The 19,060-nt window shown below is 34.4% G+C and carries 16 protein-coding genes; 6 read left to right on the forward strand and 10 right to left on the reverse strand.

Annotated features, from left to right (window positions below; genetic code table 11):
* The first annotated feature begins 92 nt into the window (after positions 1-92).
* Both JKF54_RS00655 and dxr read left to right on the forward strand, forming a co-directional pair.
* Entirely contained in the window at positions 93-587 is a 495-nt protein-coding gene (locus tag JKF54_RS00655; protein ID WP_211908196.1) for a hypothetical protein, read from the forward strand.
* Between the two features lie 27 nt (positions 588-614).
* Positions 615-1,790 (forward strand): 1-deoxy-D-xylulose-5-phosphate reductoisomerase, encoded by a 1,176-nt coding sequence (dxr, locus tag JKF54_RS00660; RefSeq protein WP_211908198.1) that lies wholly within the window; start codon positions 615-617, stop codon positions 1,788-1,790.
* Positions 1,791-1,948: 158 nt separating this feature from the next.
* Here dxr and JKF54_RS00670 read toward each other — a convergent pair whose 3' ends face one another.
* The 9 genes from JKF54_RS00670 to JKF54_RS00710 all read right to left on the reverse strand — a co-directional run bounded on the left by JKF54_RS00670 (position 1,949) and on the right by JKF54_RS00710 (position 14,179).
* Positions 1,949-2,842, reverse strand: coding sequence for an ankyrin repeat domain-containing protein (locus tag JKF54_RS00670; RefSeq protein ID WP_211908200.1), 894 nt, complete (start codon positions 2,840-2,842; stop codon positions 1,949-1,951).
* Between the two features lie 68 nt (positions 2,843-2,910).
* Entirely contained in the window at positions 2,911-3,669 is a 759-nt protein-coding gene (pstB, locus tag JKF54_RS00675) for a phosphate ABC transporter ATP-binding protein PstB (RefSeq protein WP_010401422.1), read from the reverse strand.
* On the reverse strand, positions 3,666-4,460 hold the full coding sequence (dapB, locus tag JKF54_RS00680) for a 4-hydroxy-tetrahydrodipicolinate reductase (protein WP_246433194.1): 795 nt from the start codon (positions 4,458-4,460) through the stop codon (positions 3,666-3,668). The genes pstB and dapB overlap by 4 nt, the downstream gene beginning before the upstream one ends.
* A 227-nt stretch (positions 4,461-4,687) precedes the next feature.
* Positions 4,688-5,179, reverse strand: coding sequence for a hypothetical protein (locus JKF54_RS00685; RefSeq protein ID WP_211908201.1), 492 nt, complete (start codon positions 5,177-5,179; stop codon positions 4,688-4,690).
* A gap of 196 nt (positions 5,180-5,375) precedes the next feature.
* Positions 5,376-6,548, reverse strand: coding sequence for a phage major capsid protein (locus tag JKF54_RS00690; protein WP_211908202.1), 1,173 nt, complete (start codon positions 6,546-6,548; stop codon positions 5,376-5,378).
* 891 nt (positions 6,549-7,439) lie between these two features.
* A complete protein-coding gene (pyrF, locus tag JKF54_RS00695; protein WP_211908203.1) occupies positions 7,440-8,120 on the reverse strand; it encodes an orotidine-5'-phosphate decarboxylase in 681 nt (226 codons plus the stop codon).
* A 43-nt stretch (positions 8,121-8,163) separates the two neighbouring features.
* A complete protein-coding gene (locus JKF54_RS00700) occupies positions 8,164-9,330 on the reverse strand; it encodes a hypothetical protein (protein ID WP_211908204.1) in 1,167 nt (388 codons plus the stop codon).
* Between the two features lie 137 nt (positions 9,331-9,467).
* Positions 9,468-11,564, reverse strand: coding sequence for a coiled-coil domain-containing protein (locus tag JKF54_RS00705; RefSeq protein WP_211908205.1), 2,097 nt, complete (start codon positions 11,562-11,564; stop codon positions 9,468-9,470).
* A gap of 41 nt (positions 11,565-11,605) precedes the next feature.
* The gene (locus JKF54_RS00710) at positions 11,606-14,179 is read right to left on the reverse strand and encodes a valine--tRNA ligase (protein ID WP_211908206.1); all 2,574 of its coding nucleotides are present in this window, start codon (positions 14,177-14,179) and stop codon (positions 11,606-11,608) included.
* A 146-nt stretch (positions 14,180-14,325) separates the two neighbouring features.
* Here JKF54_RS00710 and JKF54_RS00715 point away from each other — a divergent pair, with 146 nt between their 5' ends.
* Complete coding sequence (locus JKF54_RS00715; RefSeq protein WP_246433196.1) at positions 14,326-14,835, forward strand: hypothetical protein; 510 nt, start codon at positions 14,326-14,328, stop codon at positions 14,833-14,835.
* Positions 14,836-14,952: 117 nt separating this feature from the next.
* Here JKF54_RS00715 and JKF54_RS00720 read toward each other — a convergent pair whose 3' ends face one another.
* Entirely contained in the window at positions 14,953-16,245 is a 1,293-nt protein-coding gene (locus JKF54_RS00720; RefSeq protein ID WP_211908208.1) for a cbb3-type cytochrome c oxidase subunit I, read from the reverse strand.
* 62 nt (positions 16,246-16,307) lie between these two features.
* Between JKF54_RS00720 and JKF54_RS00725 the strand changes: the two genes are divergently transcribed.
* From JKF54_RS00725 to lpdA, 3 genes are all read left to right on the forward strand, one after another.
* The gene (locus JKF54_RS00725) at positions 16,308-16,484 is read left to right on the forward strand and encodes a hypothetical protein (RefSeq protein WP_211908210.1); all 177 of its coding nucleotides are present in this window, start codon (positions 16,308-16,310) and stop codon (positions 16,482-16,484) included.
* A gap of 84 nt (positions 16,485-16,568) precedes the next feature.
* Positions 16,569-17,678: an outer membrane protein assembly factor BamB family protein gene (locus JKF54_RS00730; RefSeq protein ID WP_211908212.1), complete on the forward strand. Its 1,110-nt coding sequence runs from the start codon at positions 16,569-16,571 to the stop codon at positions 17,676-17,678.
* Positions 17,671-19,059 (forward strand): dihydrolipoyl dehydrogenase, encoded by a 1,389-nt coding sequence (gene lpdA, locus JKF54_RS00735; protein ID WP_211908214.1) that lies wholly within the window; start codon positions 17,671-17,673, stop codon positions 19,057-19,059. Before JKF54_RS00730 ends, lpdA begins: the two co-directional genes overlap by 8 nt.
* The last annotated feature ends 1 nt before the right edge of the window (position 19,060 follow it).

A 19,060-nucleotide genomic window follows, 5' to 3' on the forward strand; every position in this document is an offset into this window, starting at 1 on the left:
TGTTAGCTATTTTTATGATAACCTCTCTTAAACAATTGATATTTTACAGTGTTTTTGGTAAAATAATAGCTTAAGGCTTAGAATAAAAGTTTATGAGTGAAGCACAAGGTCCAAATATTGCAGAATGGCAGGCACAGCAGCAACACCAGGAAGCCGCTAGTGAGAAAAGTGGTTTCGGTCTTGGTCATAGTGACTCTGTTGCAACAATTGTGGATGGAATGAAGTGGATGTTCAACTTTCATGAAGGAGCAATTGCTGCTTATAATAATGTATTCGAAGGTTTGGTAAGTGGTAGCAGTCTAGTAACGTTATTTGGGAAATCAGGTAATATGTTTGGCATAAAATTTCTTGAAAGTCTTGCTGAATATTTTTCAGGTGGTGGTGGAGAAGATATGCCATCAGAAGGAATGGGTATGGACTACGGTGATGAGGGGCATCATCCGGATGATTATCCCCACTCTAACAATGAAATAGCTCAAAGTGCCGATAGTTTGCATGATATGCATGATGCAGGTGATCATCATGGCCAATCTTTTTCACCTGGTCCTTCACCATCTGTTGGTGATGATCATGAGCTTGGTTACTAAATAACTAAGAAGATTTTATTGTAATTAGTGAAAAAAGTTTCAGTTTTAGGATCAACAGGAAGCATTGGAAAAAAGACTGTAGATTTGCTCTTAAAGAGAAAGGAAGAATATCAGGTGGAAGCACTAAGTGCCAATTCTAACTTTGCTCTGCTAGCACAACAGGCAAATCTACTTAATGCAAAATATGCTGCCATTTCTGATGAAAGGTTCTACAAAGATTTAAAAGAAGATCTACTTGGTACAAACGTCAAAGTAGAAGTTGGTGCTCCAGGTCTAGCAAATGTTGCTTCTCTACCCGTTGATCTCTCAGTTATTGCAATAGTTGGCATCGCAGGCCTTGAGCCAGTTATAAAGGTTATAGAAAGCGGTACTAAAGTTATTGCCCTAGCAAATAAAGAAAGCATTGTTTGTGGTGGCAAGTTACTGCTTGAAAAAGCTAAAGAAAGGAGCGTACAAATAATTCCCATCGACTCTGAACACAACGCAATTTTTCAAGTTTTGCAAAATGATGATAAATGTGTAGAAAAGATTATACTCACTGCCTCTGGTGGACCATTTTTAAATTATAGCCTTGAACAATTAAGAAATATCACAGTAAATCAGGCACTAAGTCACCCTACTTGGAAAATGGGAAAGAAAATCTCAGTTGATAGTGCAACAATGATGAATAAAGCACTAGAAATAATAGAAGCACATCATTTGTTTAATATTAGTCCAAATAGAATTGAAGCAGTAGTGCACCCTGAATCGATAGTACATGGAATTGTCGTTTATCACGATGGATTCAGCTTTGCTGTGCTTGCAGAAACTGATATGGAAATTCCCATTGCATATGCTTTATCTTGGCCAGAAAGATCAACTTTAAATCATAAATTAGATTTAACAAAGCAAGGAAAATTGACCTTTCAAGAACCAGACCACAAATGTTTTTCTTCACTAAAGCTAAGCATGGAAGTGTTAAATTCTTCTTCTCCACATACAAATAGTATTGTTTTGAACGCTGCAAATGAGATAGCTGTTAATGAATTCTTGAAATCACGAATTGGCTTTTTAGAAGTAGTAGAGGTAGTAAAATCAACAATAGAAAACTTTGACAAGTACTCTGATATTAACTCACTATCTGACATAATAAGTGTCGATTTTGAAAGCCGTATTATTGCCAATGAAATTATAAAAAGTAAAGGTATCTGTTCAGCAGAGTGATAAAATAAGGTAGATGAGAAAAGACAACTAAATGGTCAAGTAGCCCCATTTCATACTCCTGTCATCCGAGTAGCTGACACTGGGATCCAGAAAAATTTACAAGTAAACTGAGCTTATGCTAAATTCAATGAGATTAAATGAAAAACTTGATTCCAGCATCAAGTGCTGGAATGATACCTTACCTGAACAGATACATCACTAGCACGTTCGTTCACAATAACTTGAGAGAAACTTACATCATTAATAACTGTATTTACTCTATACAGATAACCGCATCCTATTGCAAGAAAAAGCAACGAAGTTGCAACAAGCGGAGTTGGGTTATCAACTGCGAAACATATACCAGCAGCAAGTACTCCAGATAACAAAAAAGCACAAGCATAATTAATTTGTTTCCTTTTTTGAGCAACTTCTTCTACCTTTATGAACTCTGGTTCTATTATTTCCTTAACATGTTCTGCAATACAATTTCTTGGACTTTTGTTTTCATAGTTTTTAATATTAGGTTTGATATTTGGATGTGTAAGTAATATTTCTATCATGTTTACATTTCCCAACTTGCAAGCAATGTGTAGAGCTGTATTTTTTTCCTTCTTGCCGGTCTTAATTTCCTCCTCTGCACGAGCATAATTTTGAGGTATAAATCCTTCATTAACAGGTTGTAAATTGTCAAGGTATACACAACCCCTTATACCCTTATCTACTACTTCTCTCCCCTCAAATTCGTACACTGGATAACCATCATGTTCCTTTGGTTTTTTCTTAATAACAGCTTGCTTGCTTTTAATATTTAAATCGATTTTTTTATGTTCTACAAGCAACTTAGCCATAAGCTCTAAATATTGATGTTCCTCGTTATTACTAGTAACAAAAGCTGAAGCAATGCACATCAAAGGTGTCATCCCATCCTCAAAAGCGTTAACATTCGCTCCTTCTTTCAATGCTTGTTGAAAATGATTCCAAGCTTCCTCAGGTTTTATTCTTTCACCACTAGCATTTTGAAATTCAATAGCTTTAAACAACTTTTTTGTTGCTTCACTTGTACTAAACATTTTAACCCCCTATCACAACAAACTTGATAAAATTATACATAGAAAAAATTAAAATATCAACTATTAAGCTAATGATCCAGAATATACTCCTTCGTTAAAGGAGACTGAGCATTTTCAAAGATTTCTTGAGTACTTCCGAATTCAACAATCTTGCCATTGCAAAAGAAAACTATGCTGTCAGATAATTTTTTAGCTTGCTTCATCGAATGAGTTACCATAATTATGGTGAACCTCAATTTCAATTCTTGTATAAGATTTTCGATTGCATTGGTTGCCATTGGATCAAGAGCAGAGCATGGTTCATCCATTAATAAAATAGTTGGCTTTACTGCAATTGCACGAGCAATGCATAATCTTTGTTGCTGGCCACCAGATAAATTTAGTGCACTATCTTGCAATCTATCTTTCAACTCTTCCCATAAACCAACCTTAGTTAAACTACTTTCTACTATTTCATCTAATTTTTGCTTATTTTTTACCATGCCATGCAATTTAGGCCCATAAGCAACATTATCATATATTGATTTTGGAAAAGGGTTGGGTTTTTGAAATACCATACCAACTTTTGCTCTGAGCAATACAACATCCATATCACGTGAATATATATTACCCAGCCCATCGATTACCAGTTCACCAGTCGCTCTACATCCAGGTACGTAATCATTCATACGATTAAAACAACGCAAAAATGTCGATTTACCGCACCCAGAAGGTCCGATAAAAGTTGTGACTTTCTTTTTGCAAATATTCAAATTTATATCGAATAAAACTTGTTTAGAGCCATACCAAAGATTTAAATTTTTAACGAAAGCATATTTATCGCTCATACTAAATCCTGCATTGAATAAAGTCCTGGTATTTCCTGTTTATTCTCGCACAACCATATTGCTGCCTGAACCGCCCCTCTAGCAAACGTTGTACGATTAATTGCCTTGTGATTTAATTCTATTCGTTCATCGGAATTGACAAACATGACACTGTGATCTCCTATTACTCCACCTCCACGAGATACTGCAAAGCCTATTCCCCCTTTCCCTCTTATATTTGAATTATTATGTGAATATTGATTGAGCTCAAAATCCACTTTTGCAGCGTTAGCAACTGCTTTACCAAACTCTATAGCTGTTCCAGATGGTGAATCCTTTTTTAAATTGTGATGCATTTCCCAAATTTCAACGTCATACTCATTACCTAAAAGCTTGGCAGCTTCTTTTACCAATTTCAGCAACACATTAACTCCTATACTCATATTTGCTGACCATAATATTGGAACTTTAGCAGCATATTCTTTTAAATTTAGACCTTCTATTCCAGTTGTGCCACTAACTAGCGGTTTTTTAAATTTCACGGCCGCCTTAAGGCAGTCTAGCATACATTCTTTTGTTGTAAAATCTATTACAACATCGGACGACTCAAATACCTCACTAATAGAACTTGTAATTTTGATTCCTAAATTGCAATTATTTCCTACAATAGGCCCAATATCTAAGCCTATATACTCACTGCCCAAGCGAGCAACAGCACCTGCTACTTCCACTTTGGTATTTGTAATTAATTCATTGAGTATTTTCTTACCCATTCTGCCTAAGCAGCCTATTACTCCAACTTTGATTTTCATAAAGCTTTTTCCACTATGTTAGGCTTTTTTTGAAGCTTTGTCATCTTTATAAGCTTAGCATATTTAGCCTTACACTGATAAAACTATAGCTATACATCGATGAATCTATTGAAAATTGATACGAGGAAGATACAAATTGTAATTAGTCAATTTTCTCCTATGGAGAAAACTTATAAAGAAAAAAAGAGCACCAAAGGAGGTGCTCTTTTGTGAAGAAAAGATACTCTTTAGAAAGTTGGTATAATAAGTTTTGACTTCATAAGTTGTTCTCTAGATAGATTATCTAGCAACTTACTAGGTTTACCAGCTTCTGAGCTTAGTACCTTGCTATCACTTGCAGGCACTTTAGATGTAGAACTTACAACTTCAGGTTTCTGAGATATTTTCTCTATAATACTAACTTCACGATTACTATTTAAACCCAACATCTTTTTCATTCCTTCTAACTCACAAGACGAAGTTTTACCATCGTCTACCGAGTTCACTATAAAGGATACAAAATTATTGTTCACGGCAACAAGTTCGCTGTAAGTAATTTTGAATATATCTTTGTCACGTTTGACACATACACGATATTTTGATGGATCTTCATAATTAATATTTCTCCAATCCAGAGATTCTAGTATGTCCTTGTCCCTTATATGGATTACTAACCGCTTACTATTATCTTCTACAATAGCAAAAGAAAAATTGGCTTTACCATTTATTAGTTTCGTCATCACATCTTTTCTCGTTAGAATCTTTTGATCCGATTGACCAGACCACAAGTTTTTAATGCTGTTCCAGACTGATGCAATTCTTCCTGCAATCCACTTAAAAAACTCTTTTATTTTTTTAACATATTTTACTCCTTAAATTAATAATAATTTAATTATTACATAAAAAGTATAATATGTCAATTATTTCATAAAAATTTTAGTACTTGCTCGCAATTTTCAACAATTTAATAGCACTGGTGTTGACAACCTCCCCGCCAACACGCTTAGTGACAAAAAATCTAACATAAGGTTTGTTTGTATAAGGGTCTCTAAGTATTCTCATTCCTCTGTTATCTACGATCTTATAAGCTTGTTTGAAATCCGCTACTGCAATCATTGTAGGTGGCATATCAACAGATTGATATACTGGTATTCCCATTAAAGTATCTGGTGTTTCAAGCGATAAACTCGGCTGCCAAAGATACTGACCTGTTTCAGATTTTAGTAGCCTCACGTCCTTTAACGTACTCCTGTTCATCAAAAATGATGCATTTTTAGAGTAATGTTCATTTAGAGAGTAGTACAATATCATTATGGCGTCGCTGTCTAGCTTATCAGCTTTAATTTGCTCTATCTTATTATGACCATTTCCATTTTCGTAAGTTAAAATTCCTTTAGGCTGAAAAGTGCCATCACCTTTAATAAAGGCTTCATTCTCCTTCTTACTGAAAGTTTCGGTAACCTTTTCTACAAGCCAATTTTCAACATTGACAAATGCATCATCGAGCAATTTTTGTGATATTTGCGGCTGAGCATAGAGCTCATAAGTTGTGATGGAAATCTTTTGAATTTTAGGTGTACTTGTGTCTTGTGCAAAATCATACTTGGATTTATAGCCACCATCTTCGTCGTCTACTACTTCACCACTCCAACCTGCACCAGCACGGTCACAATCTTCTATAATATAATCCAGCGTTTCAGTAGAGATTCTTTGATTGGAACATATCTGCCGCATTGGAGATGAATCAGTTACACGCTTGTTTATGCGTTTTACAATATGAGGAGTAACTAAATACCCTCCAATATCATTGTCATCTCCACTTAGGGTTTTATGTGATAACCTGTTTTCCATTCCTTTGCGAATATAATCAGAAAAATATTTATCACCTGTATTAAAATCTGTGCTAATCTCTGGGCGTTGAGCTGAGGTTTCAATAAAATCTAAGCGCTCTTTGCAATTATCAATATTACTATTTATCTTGCATAGCTGCTCGATCGTTGCAGGTCCTTTGCTTTCGATTTCTTTTAGTTTGCGATCATTTATTAATTTAAATTGCTCCCATGATGAAGCGAGTTCATTAACACGGTGAGCGATATCAGTAAGTGACATAATAGCCTCCTTTAAAAATAAAATTAGAATAGTATTGTAATTTGAAGGTAATCTTTAATCTCAGTACCTTTTTGTTATCATGTAAACTGCATTCAGAAAAAAGACCGGTGAATGGCAGCTTATTATAACTCAAACGCTTGTTTACAATATGGATCCCAGTGCTGGGATGGCGCCCTCATGGTAAACAACGTTCATACAACTGTATACGTATAATGCTCGCGCCTGCCATTCACTGGTCTTTTTTCTGGATTTTAGCATTGGCTTCATGGTAGATACAAATGAACGTAAGCTACTTGGTAGTGAGAAAAAAATAATAATGATTACTTGTTGAAGTAAAAAAAGGTAGTGTAGTATTACACCACGGTAAATATTATACTTAATTGTTAGCACTATACAGCATCCATTTTTTTGTGTTAAGCATTTTTTTTCGCTGCGTATCTGTTCAGAAGAATGTGCAAATAAAGTACGTAGCTGTACAAATTTGCTAAAACAATAAATGGTATCCTTTAATTATCCTCTTTTTATCATTTCAGTCACAGCTGTACGAACATTGTGGCAACTTGCATAGTAAACAGCGTCAAGCACTGCCTTTGTGTTCGGGCAAAATTAGTTTAACATACTGTTTTCGAAACAAGTAGCTTTGCGTGTCTATGATGTCATCCCAGTGCTTGACACTGGGATCTAGTTTTTGGACATTGTTTTTGACATATGTCCTTAAGGACTATTGTTTACTGCATAATTTGCAAATACTTTTTATATCTGGATCCCAGTGTCAAGCACTGGGATGACACCCATTTAGTTATCTTTTCTCGTCTACCTTGTTTTGCCACCCTGCTGAACGGATACATACCGTTTGTTGCTTTTACCCTATGCTACCTTATCTGCCCTGCTTCAATCAGTAAGGGATTTCAATATTAACTCTGCACTACTTGCGGGATTGTCACTTTTTGTAATGGGTCTGCCAATTACGATATAATCAGCTCCTGAATTTATTGCTTCTTTTGGTGTTGCTGTCCTTTTTTGATCATTATGAGTTGAATTCATACGGATTCCTGGAGTAATAATTTTACAGTCTTTACCACATTCTTGGCGCACTTCTTGAGCTTCTAGTGCAGAGCAAACTACTCCATGTAGTCCAATCTTTTTTGCAAGCTTTGCCAGCAAAATTACCTGTGATTTTGCTTCCCTTGCTACTCCGAGTTCACTCAGATCTTCATTGATCATGCTGGTTAGTACTGTTACTCCAATTAGCTTTATTTTCTTTCCTTGCACTACACTTAGTGCTTCTTTAAGCATTTTTGTTCCACCACTGATATGCAATGTTAGCATTTCAACATCTAGAATCTTGATTGCTTCAATCGTTCTAGCGACAGTGTTTGGAATATCATGCAATTTCAGATCTAAAAAAATTGGTATATTGCATTTTGCAACTTCTCTCACTCCAGAAGGGCCATGTGCAGCAAAAAATTCCAACCCAAGCTTGACCATGCCAACCTTATCACGCAGACCATTAGCTAAAGATATAGCTTTATTCAAATCTTGTGTATCTAGTGCGCATATTATTGGGTTCATTATCTTGTATAATTTTTTTTATAATAAGAGTAATTGTTGCATTTTACAATCCATATTTAGGGGTTGGTCCACTTGCAATGCTTTGTACAGACACTGAACACGATAATCTGGTCGGAGTGGGTGAACGACTGGCATATCCAAGATCTTCCTGTAAAAAATCAGACGTTTCCTCCGATGTTTTGGAACCTTTAATTGGCTTGAATTGCACAAGCTGCCCTAATATAAATTTTATTTTCTGAGTCTCCCCTAATATTATTTTTTTGCTATAATCTTTAATTGTTTCATTTTCTCTTATCGATTCTTCTATCTTATCTATCACATATTGAAGTTGTTTTATTTGACTGTCTCGCTCTAAAAGTGAATTTCTTAAATTTTTCACTTCGTTATTACAATCTTGTCTTATTCTGTCTAACTCAAAAGATTGATTTTTAATTAAACCGTCTGCTTTATCTAGCTCTTCAAATTTCCTTTTTAACTCTTGAGATAAGTTTTTATTTTTCTGATCAATTTCTTTAAATTTACATTGTAATTCATCTAATTTCACACAAAGTTCTTCTTTTCTTTTATGTAATTCTTCTTTTTTCATATATAGTATATGTTTCTCTTTACGTAATTTGTCTATTTCCTTAGATAACTCCTCTTTTTCTTTAGATAATTTCTCTACTTCCTTATATAATTCTTCATATTTATCATTGTCTATTTTTCTTTTCAATTCGATTATAAGTTTTTTCCTCTCAGTTAGATTAGCTTCTTTTTCCTGTAACTGTTTACACAAATATGAGATTTTATGGAGTAGTTCTTTTTCTTGTGCAGCAAGCTCATCTTTCTCCTTCGTTACTTTTTCTAATTCGTCTGTTATTCCAATTATATGGATCATTTTTGCTTCTAATTTCTCCTCCAAAGATTTTTTTTCTTTAAGAAAAGATTTCCTCTCAGCTTCTATTTTTTGACCAAATTTTCTTTCTTCCTCGTATAAATTGTGCTTTTCTTGAGTCAACTCACGCTCTTTGTGAGCAAATTTCTTCTCCACTTTACTAGTGTCAATAATTATTTTATACAAAATCATAAAAGCCAAAACAGATAATACAGCTAAAGCGAGAATTAAAGAACTAGGTACATTAATAAGCGCTAAAGATGTAAGTAACGTGAGAGTAGTCAGAGAACTAGCTATAAAATAAAATGTATTATATTTATTAAGTAAATTGCTCATCACCCATATACAAAACTTCAGCAGTCTTGTATATATTGATTAAAATTGTCTTACCTGTAGAGGAGAACACTTATCACAATTGTACCAGTGATAAGCTTTAGTTGATATTCTAACTAAACTCAAAATGCAAGGTGGCATCAGACGGGAATAGAACATCTACTAGAATATCCAAAATCTTCTGAATATGAAGCTTCATCCAGCTCTTTATTTGGTAGTGCTGATAAATCTCCATTACTTATATCTGAAGGAACAAGGCTATCATTAGTTTGTACAGATATTTCTTCAATTACTCCTTTTATTTCTTGATCACTGACTCCAACATTCTTGATTAATTCCTCCAATCTATTCACAATCTCTAATACAGTTTCCTGCGATATAATCACTTTATCTCCTTCTCTTACATTCTCTTTGAACAAATATATCATGTTTTTTGCCAAATCTTGTGCTAAGCTCACACGATTCTGATGAACTAATGAAGATTGATCATTCAAATCTGAAATTTCTTCTTTTATAGAATGCTTCTCAAATAGTAACTCTTTGTACTTTTCATGTTGAATTTGACTTTCTTCCTCCAGATTGATGCTATAATTTTCCAACTCTTCACTGTTTTTTCTTTCTTTATTAAGAATTTTTTCTAACTCTTTAATCCTACTGAAATATTTAGTTTCTTTCTCTTCCGATTGCTTACTTAGTTCTTCTAAATCTACAGTTAGTTTAATCACTTCTTGAGTTTTTTCATTTAACTTTTCTTGTAATCGTCTTTTTTCTTCTTCTAAATCCGATGATTTAAGTATTAAATCATAAGTTTCAGAACTTTCTTTTTGCAACTGCGCTTCTAACTCTGCTATTTTTTTCTCTTTCTTTTCTAAACATGTCATCAATTCTGTTACTTTTTTAGATTCTAATTCATGTGATTGACTTTCTAATCTCTGGATTTCACTATATTTATCACCTAAATCTTTTTTAGTATCATTCAATTCTTGTTCTAACCTTTTATTTTCATTTATTGATTCATCCAGTTTAAGATCTGATCGCCCTATTTGATTAACTAGTTTTTGTATTTTGACAACTAGAATTTTAGCATATTCTTCCAAGCCTTGCTTTTCTTGCACTAATTCAGCTTTTTCTTTACTTAACTTTTGTATCTCTTTTTGCGCTTTCCTTAACTTCTCCTCTAACTTTTCCTTCTCTACTTTTCTCCTTTCAAATTCACTCTCTACCGAATCACTTAGCTGCTTGAGTTTTTGTGTTACTTCAGCCAAAACTTCATCTTTTTCCCTTACCTTTCCATTTAATTCCTCCACCTTTCTCATTTTTTGCTGTAATTGTTCTAATATAGTTTGATTATTTCCAGTTAATCTTGTATTTCCTTTTTCCAATTTATTAATTCTTTCGTTTAAGCTGTCATCTACAACTTGTGCAATTTTGTCTTGCATTTTAGTACTGCCTATTTGAGCTTCTTTGCTGCCACGCTCAATTTCTTGAGTTGTTTGAATGTTAATATTTCTATTACTATTTTCTATCACAATCTCAGATGATTTATGATTGCCTTTCTCCTTATTTCTAAATTTTATTTGATACAAGAATAAGTTACCTATTTTTACATCTTTATTTGCTTTCAATTGATCATCAGTAACACGATTACGCTCGATAAGTTCTATACAATTAGCATCAATATTAATTATAATAGTGCACTTTTTTCCGTCCTCATCACACCAATTCAGAGTCATTTCGTATGCACCATCAGTTACAACATAGTGCCTTATTCCTTCTTCAGAAACAAAACCGTGCATTCCATTTTTTCCATTGCTATGCAGAGTTGAAAACCCTGAAATTCCATTATCTTGGCACAAATTACTATTCAAAAACTCACTGACTTTGAATTTGTTTTTATTAGCTCCCAATTTAACTTCCGCACAACTACCATATATTGACACTGTTTCAACGCCACTTTCAATATACCCATTCAATACTTTTTTAGCCTTATCTTGAAGCTCTAGTCTCGCCTCCTTTACATTATTGAAATCTTGGATAACGGCTTTATACACTTCATCTTCATTAAAATTGGCATTGTATTTTATTAAAAAAGATAATATGCGAAAACTAGCTACAGCAGTGTGAATTGATTTATTCTTTTCTTTTATCTTACCGAGCAAAAACAAAAACCTTTGAATGAAGTCATGATAATCATCTTTTTGTTCTTCAATTTTATTATCATATGAATTACCAATCATTATTATCTTACAACTAAATAATTAGTATAGTAATATGAATGCTAAGTTACATCAATCAATAAACTTACAGTAAATTTTCCATTCTCAGTTATAATCTCTGCTTCTGTACTCTCAACCCATTCTATCACTTCAGCATTGCAAACTGACTGCAAATCATGCTGAGCAGAATAATTTAACTCATCCTCTTTTACACTCGCTTTTATCATCAACTTTTGTATAAGATGCTTAACTGATACGTTATTATCTGCTTTTATTTTTCTCACAAGGTTTAATATCTGTACGAAATTATCTCCCATTTCCTCAGAATACTTATCATAGATAAGTTCTTCCTTGTTAGGCCAATTACTTTTATTGTGAACAGAGTTATAACTATACAACTGATGATATATTTCCTCTGTAATGTATGGCAAAAATGGTGCAAATAACCGCAAAATAATATTGAGTACATATGCCAAACTCTGTTTCGCACTCATGTTTGCCTCGCTGTCCAATGCATCTCCATATGCACGTTTTTTAACTAACTCTAAGTAATTATCACAAAAATCTTTCCAAAAAAATTCTTCTATTGCGCTCAAAGCTTCGCAGTATTCAAACTGTAATAGGTTGTTCGTCGTTTTTTCTATCACTTTATATAATTTGGACAATATCCACTTATCCATCGTCTCACTGATGGAATTTATGCTCAATGCTTGATGTTTTTCCATAAACATGGAAACAAATTTGCTAGCATTCCAAAGTTTCGTAACAAGTCGTTTGCCAATTTTGAAGATATTTTCAGAGTAGACTGTGTCAACTCCAAGTCTTGAGTTTGCTGCCCAATAGCGTACTACGTCAGCTCCATAGGTTTCAAGCATTACATGAGGAGTGATGATATTACCTTTTGATTTACTCATCTTTTTTTTATCATCGGCCAAACACCAACCACTAATCATGATATTTTTCCACGGCAGTGAATCTGCATGATAATGTGCCTTCAAAATCGTATAAAAAGCCCAAGTTCTTATTATCTCATGGCTTTGGCTGCGCAGATCTGCAGGAAATATCTTATCATACCGATGGCTTGGTAAACCGAGCTCACTGTTTACTGCCAGTGCACTTAGTTGAGTAGTGATCGCACTTGTGGCCCACGTATCCATTACATCTTGGTCTGGGGTAACCTCTTCTTTAATATACCCTTTTGGCAAATCTTTGAGTGGATCGATAGGCAAATCCTTTACTTCAGCTAGAATGATTTTACCCTCCTCCCCTTTACGTTTTGAATACCACACCGGAAATGGCACACCAAAATAACGCTGTCTTGAAATGCACCAATCCCAATTTAGCCCTTCTATCCATACCTCCATGCGTTTACGCATAGACTTTGGATGCCAACTACACTTTTTTACTTTATCTAACACTTGAGCTTTTTGCTCTAAAGTCTTGATAAACCATTGATAAGTTGGTAATATTTCAAGTGATGCACCAGATCTTTCTGCACACTTTACGAAATGAGAAATGTTAGTACTTTCTATCAAAAGGCCCTTTTCAGTTAGGATTTCAATAATTCTCTTTCTTGCTTCTTTAACCCTTAGGCCATTTATTTCATCGTAGATTCCAGCGTCACGCGCTGGAGCGTGTGTCTCCTCTAATGGCTGGATTCCAGTGTCAAGCACTGGAATGTCACTCCCCTTTGTCATCCCAGTGCCTTGACACTGGGATCTATTATTACCATACACTGAATCTAGACTTATCCTACCATCCTGATCGATAATAATTTTCATCGGCAGACCATGCTTTTGCTGCCAATATATGTCGAGCTCATCACCAAACGTACAGCACATAACAAGCCCAGTACCTTTATCTATTTTAACTTTATCATCAGCTATTATTGGAACTTTTGCTCCTGTTATTGGCACCACGGCTATTTTTCCAATCAGCTGAGTGTAGCGTGCATCTTCTGGATGGCAAAAAACTGCAACACATGCTGGAAGCAACTCAGGCCGTGTAGTTGCAATCTTAATCTGCTCATTTTCTTCAGTGGAAAAAACTATCGTGTTCAAAAATGACTCAAAGACTTTATCCTCTATTTCTGCTTGTGCAATTGCAGTTTTATCGACTGGGTCCCAAAGAATAGGTTGCATTTTTCTGTATGCATACTCTTTATTATATAGATCAATGAATGACATTTGAGAAAGTGCCACAGCTTCCTTGCTGATCGTGTGGTATTCCAAATCCCAGTCATAGCTAATGCCAACTGATTTAAACAATTCCTTGAATTCTTGCTTTGATTTTTCAATAACCTCATGGCACATCTCTATAAATTTTTCTCTGCCAACTTCTTTTGCGCGGGTTTTATAGGTTTGCTCAACTAACCTTTCAGTCGGAAGGCCATTATCATCAAACCCAATTGGATAAAATACATCTTTTCCCAGCATACGCTGAAACCTTGCAATAAAGTCTGTGTGGCAATAGCTGAATATATGGCCAATATGCAACTTTCCTGATATCGTTGGTGGGGGCGTATCTATAGTGAAAGTGTTACCCTTTTCACTACTCCATTTATAAACTTTACTTCCTTCCCATAATACATTGTATTTGTCTTCAACTTCTCTAAAGCTGTATTTTTCTTCCAACATAAATATTTTTCAGTTTTAAGCTTTAAGTTAGCACAATTGAGCAAATACAGCAATTTTAATGTCTGACATTTTAGTTTATAATACAAAATTTCTTGATTTTAGTTTTTTATGTATTACACGATAAATTTTTAGTATTGAGGTTTATTATGCCTGATTTTAAATTTTCTGATTTACAAGATCTTGTTAATGCTCTATATGATCCATACTATCTGCCCTCCAACGAAAAAATAAAACTAGCAGAATTGCTTGAGGACGTGTTGGAACTAGAAGTTAAAAAAAGCCCAGAAAAGGCAATATCTAAATTAAAAAATAAAATAAAAAATGAACTAAAAAGTGAAGTATCGAATGAACTGAAACAAAAAATAAATACTCAAATCCAGCAGTTACAGCAAGAAAAGAAAATATTAGAAACCAAAAATGAAGCAAATAAACAACTAAAAGAAAAAGCAACATACATCGCTACTGCTAGTACTGGTCTTGCTGTTGGGTTAGTAGTGTATATTACACTTGAACATACAACTAAATTGGACATGTGGTTAATCGTTGTTATAGCAACAGTATCTGCATTCTTAGCTGGTGGTTTAATAATGAAACCTAGCTCTCAAGTAAATGGAACACAAGAACCACAAGGAGTAGCAAATAAGAATTCAGTCTAGCTTGATATAGTTTTTTTCATTTCATTGCCTTTCCAAATTTGAAGCAGGTTGTTTGAGCCATAGTACAAAGTAAATATAGTAATTTTACACTAAAATTTTTAGTTTTGTTTCTGTGGGTTAGTTGGTACGAGCCTTGCCTTTAAGAAGATGTAAAATCACAATTATTACGAATAACATTCCACCAATAACTGATATAGCTCCACCCGTAATAAAACAAGCACGTGCCAACATTGATGAAATACTTGGCAGATCTGCAACTTTTCTTAAGGCACCATATCCACCAAGCCAAACAAGTCCAGTAATGTGGAGAAAATGTCCCAAGCTATATGCATAAATCTGTAATCTTACTATGGAGCTTTTTATTTCTTTACAGCCCAATTTTGGTAACAGCCAGTAGACAAAATTCATAAAAGCTATAGTAATACCAACCACAGAACCGTGATAATGCGCAGGGATAGTGACATTTCCTTCAATAGTTAGCACTCCAAGCACACCTCCATAAATGAACAATACAAACGAGTGGAGAAGATAATTGCCCTTATCATTGAGCAGAGTTTTTGTGTTGCAATACACTAATATTGTTAAAAAGCACGGCAGAACTGCTCCAGCAATTCTCATATGCCAGGTAAAAAACTGTATCAATTCAGCACTATCCGCCGAATAAATAAAGTATATAAACGGCGCACCTACGGTCAAAACTGTGTTTATAAATAGTGGTAAAATGGTAATTTTATTTAGACTAATATAGCGAGCATTCAGTATGATCAAATAAACTAAAAACATTGCTTGAGCAAAGGCAAACTGCAGTAAATGTCCGCCTCCCCAAAAGAGATATTCATAAAATAAATTCTTGTCTGAGTGATATAGACCTGGAGGCATATTTTTATGTGCTAAAACAACACAAAGAAATGATGACACAAGTATAATGACCAGGCCAATTTGTCCGATTGAAAGATATGAGTCTTGTTTATTTGATATGTAGGCTAGAGCTGTATTTATCAATATGCTGGTAATGAAAAGACTGAGTCCAAGTAAAAATAATTTGTTTTGTAATACAGGTATATAGTTACTTTTGATAACTTCAGTATTTGGAACAAATGCAGATATAAACATTAGCAGCATGGAAAGGATTGAAAGAATCCATGAGAAGTTAAACCAATGATTGGTGTGTTTTAAGTTTATGATGAATAGCAGAGATATTATAGAGCACATCCATACCAAAATTGACAAATTTACGTGTATCACCAGTGCATTATCAAAGATATATTGTGCAGAAGGAATGAGAGAAGAAATAAAAGGCAATCGTAGAAAAATAACAATTATTGACAGCAGTCCAGAACAAGCAAGAGCAAGTACTGCCAAGAATATCCATTGCCTGCAAAGTGAAGCGTTATTTTGTATGTTGAGCATTTACTTTTAGGTACTATAGCATAAGACAATGTACATTTTTCAAATTGATATGCATAGTTTAAATGAATGACATTACAACAATATCTTTCATCGTGAAAATGCTGCATCCATTTCCATTTCATATTATGGTAATATTACTGACAGCGTTAGTCTGGGCTATCGAAATGTGTTTTAACCAATACTTGATAAAAATTATTACAGTAAGAGAATCTTTACATAATGGCATGACATTACGTTAATGCTTTTGATCCACAATTAAGAACATTTTCGTTGTGATTTACGTTTCTAGTATGTATATTAATGGATCTTGTTTTCACTAAATAATGAAAATAATAATTGTCATGATAATGTTATTGTATAGTAACTATACAATGGCAAGCGAACGAATAAGTTTAGTAGATAAAAAATTATCTCAAGGATATGTAGCTCCAATACTTACAGAAAATAGCGTTATTTTACCAGACAAGCACGGTACCTTATATTCCTTTGATATCGATAACCCAAGAGTTATAAATTGGAAATTATACCTCTCAAGTAGGAAAAAAATTGGTAATATGAGTTTATCGAGCTACAAAGAAAATGTTTTCTTTGTAGTGGATAACATTCTACACACAATAGATGCGAAAACAGGGGAGATTCAATGGGAAAAAGAATTAAGAGCTCCGGCAAGAGGGAAAGCAATAGTAATAAACAATAAGTTGGTAGTATTGACTATTGATAACTATCTACATGTATTTGATATAAAAGATGGCAGCCCCATTTGGGCTTATCAAAATGGTATAAATGAGGTTCGAGGTTTATATTCCATCTCACCAGCAGTCTCTAATGATAAAATAATGGCACCATTTTCAAATGGCGAGTTAATAGCTTTTAATGAAGAAGGTAAAAAACTATGGAGCCAAAAATTAGCTACAAATCTTTTAGACACACAGCTTACAGATGTAACTACTACACCTAGAGTACACGATAATATCTTAATAGCTACGAGCAACTCTTATATTTATAGCATTGACGTAAACTCAGGAAATATTTTATGGTCAAGGCCACTACAAGTAAAAAGTATATCAAACATTGAGTCATATTATAGCCCTCTTATTCCTGCAGAGAAACGAAAAGAAGGCGGAAGAATTTTCATGGTGACTAAAGATAATAAGGTAATTGGCATCGACATACAAAGTGGAAAAACAGTTTGGACATCTGATTTTATAGAGAATGTGCAATTGTTTGTTCCAATTATGTATGCCCATACGCTTTGGGTAACAAGTAATAAAGGTTCAATATTTGCTTTTCCTGGATCTGAAAGTACAGGAAGGGTAATTAAAATACCCGGTAATGTGTTTCATCCTCCAGTATTTACCCATGGTAAGATGTATATAACGACTGAAGGAAATGGTGTTTATTCTTTAGAAAATAGGTTTGTTTTTTATGACTGATTATGATTTGATTATTATAGGTGGTGGTCCAGGTGGTTACAAATGCGCTATTGCTGCTGCAAAACTTGGACTCAAAGTTGCTTGTATAGACAAAAATAGCATTTTTGGTGGCACGTGTTTGCGAGTTGGGTGTATACCATCAAAAGCATTACTCCATTCCTCTTATCAGTATGCTAGCGCGAAAAATAATCTATCAAAACTTGGCATAAAAGTTAAGGATGTAAGTCTCGATTTGAGAGAAATGATAGGCTATAAAGACGCTAGAGTTCAGGAACTTGGAAAAGGCATAGAATATCTGTTTAACCTTTACAAAATTACTAAGATCAATGGACTTGGAAAAATTACTTCTTTTGATCAAGGCAATCTTGAAGTTTCAGTTGAAGGTAAGGTGCTGAAGACAAAAAATATAGTAATTGCAACCGGTTCTGACGTTATTTCTTTGCCAGTAATTAATATCGATGAGAAAAGTATTATTTCATCAACTGGTGCATTGTCTTTAACTGAAGTACCAAAAAAACTTGTCGTAATCGGAGCCGGAGCAATAGGGCTTGAAATGTCTTCTGTATGGAGGAGGCTAGGGTCTGAAGTCACTGTAGTAGAATTTTTTGACAGAATCGCTGCAGCAATGGATGGAGAATTAAGTAAGTCTCTACTTTCTAGTCTACAAAAACAAGGAATAAAATTTTTACTTAGCACTAAAGTTGAGGGAATAAAACAAAGTAGTAACTCTTTGAGTGTGAAAGTTTGCTCTGTAAAAGATAATCAAACAAACACTATAGAGGCGGATAAGGTATTGGTGGCAGCAGGACGCAAACCATGTACTGATGGTCTTGGTATTGATGAAAAAATGGAAAAAGATAATCGCGGTTTCGTTCAAGTTAACAACAGATATGAAACTAATGTGAAAGGAATATTTGCTATTGGTGATGTGATTGGTGGAGCAATGCTTGCTCACAAAGCTGAGGAAGAAGGGGTGGCAGTTGCAGAGATACTAGCAAGGCAATTGCCTCACGTTGATTATGAAATCATACCGTCAGTCATTTACACCCACCCTGCAGTTTCTTCAATCGGTAAAACTGAAGAAGAACTAAAAAGTGCTGGTCGAAAGTATAAAGTTGGTAAATGTCAATTTGCTGCAAACGGTAGAGCAAAAGTCACTGACGATGCTGAGGGATTCGTGAAAGTTCTGACTTGTAGCAAAGCAGATACAATACTCGGTGTACATATCATAGGAGCATACGCTGATACGCTAATCAATGAAGCAGCGGTTGCAATGGCATATGGTGCAGCAGCAGAGGATATATACAGAATTTGTCACTCTCATCCTGATATAAATGAAGCCTTTAGGGATGCGTGCATCGATGCTTTCTTTAAAAAGTAAC

The sequence above is a fragment of the Wolbachia endosymbiont of Spodoptera picta genome (assembly GCF_018141665.1).
Lineage (GTDB): Bacteria > Pseudomonadota > Alphaproteobacteria > Rickettsiales > Anaplasmataceae > Wolbachia.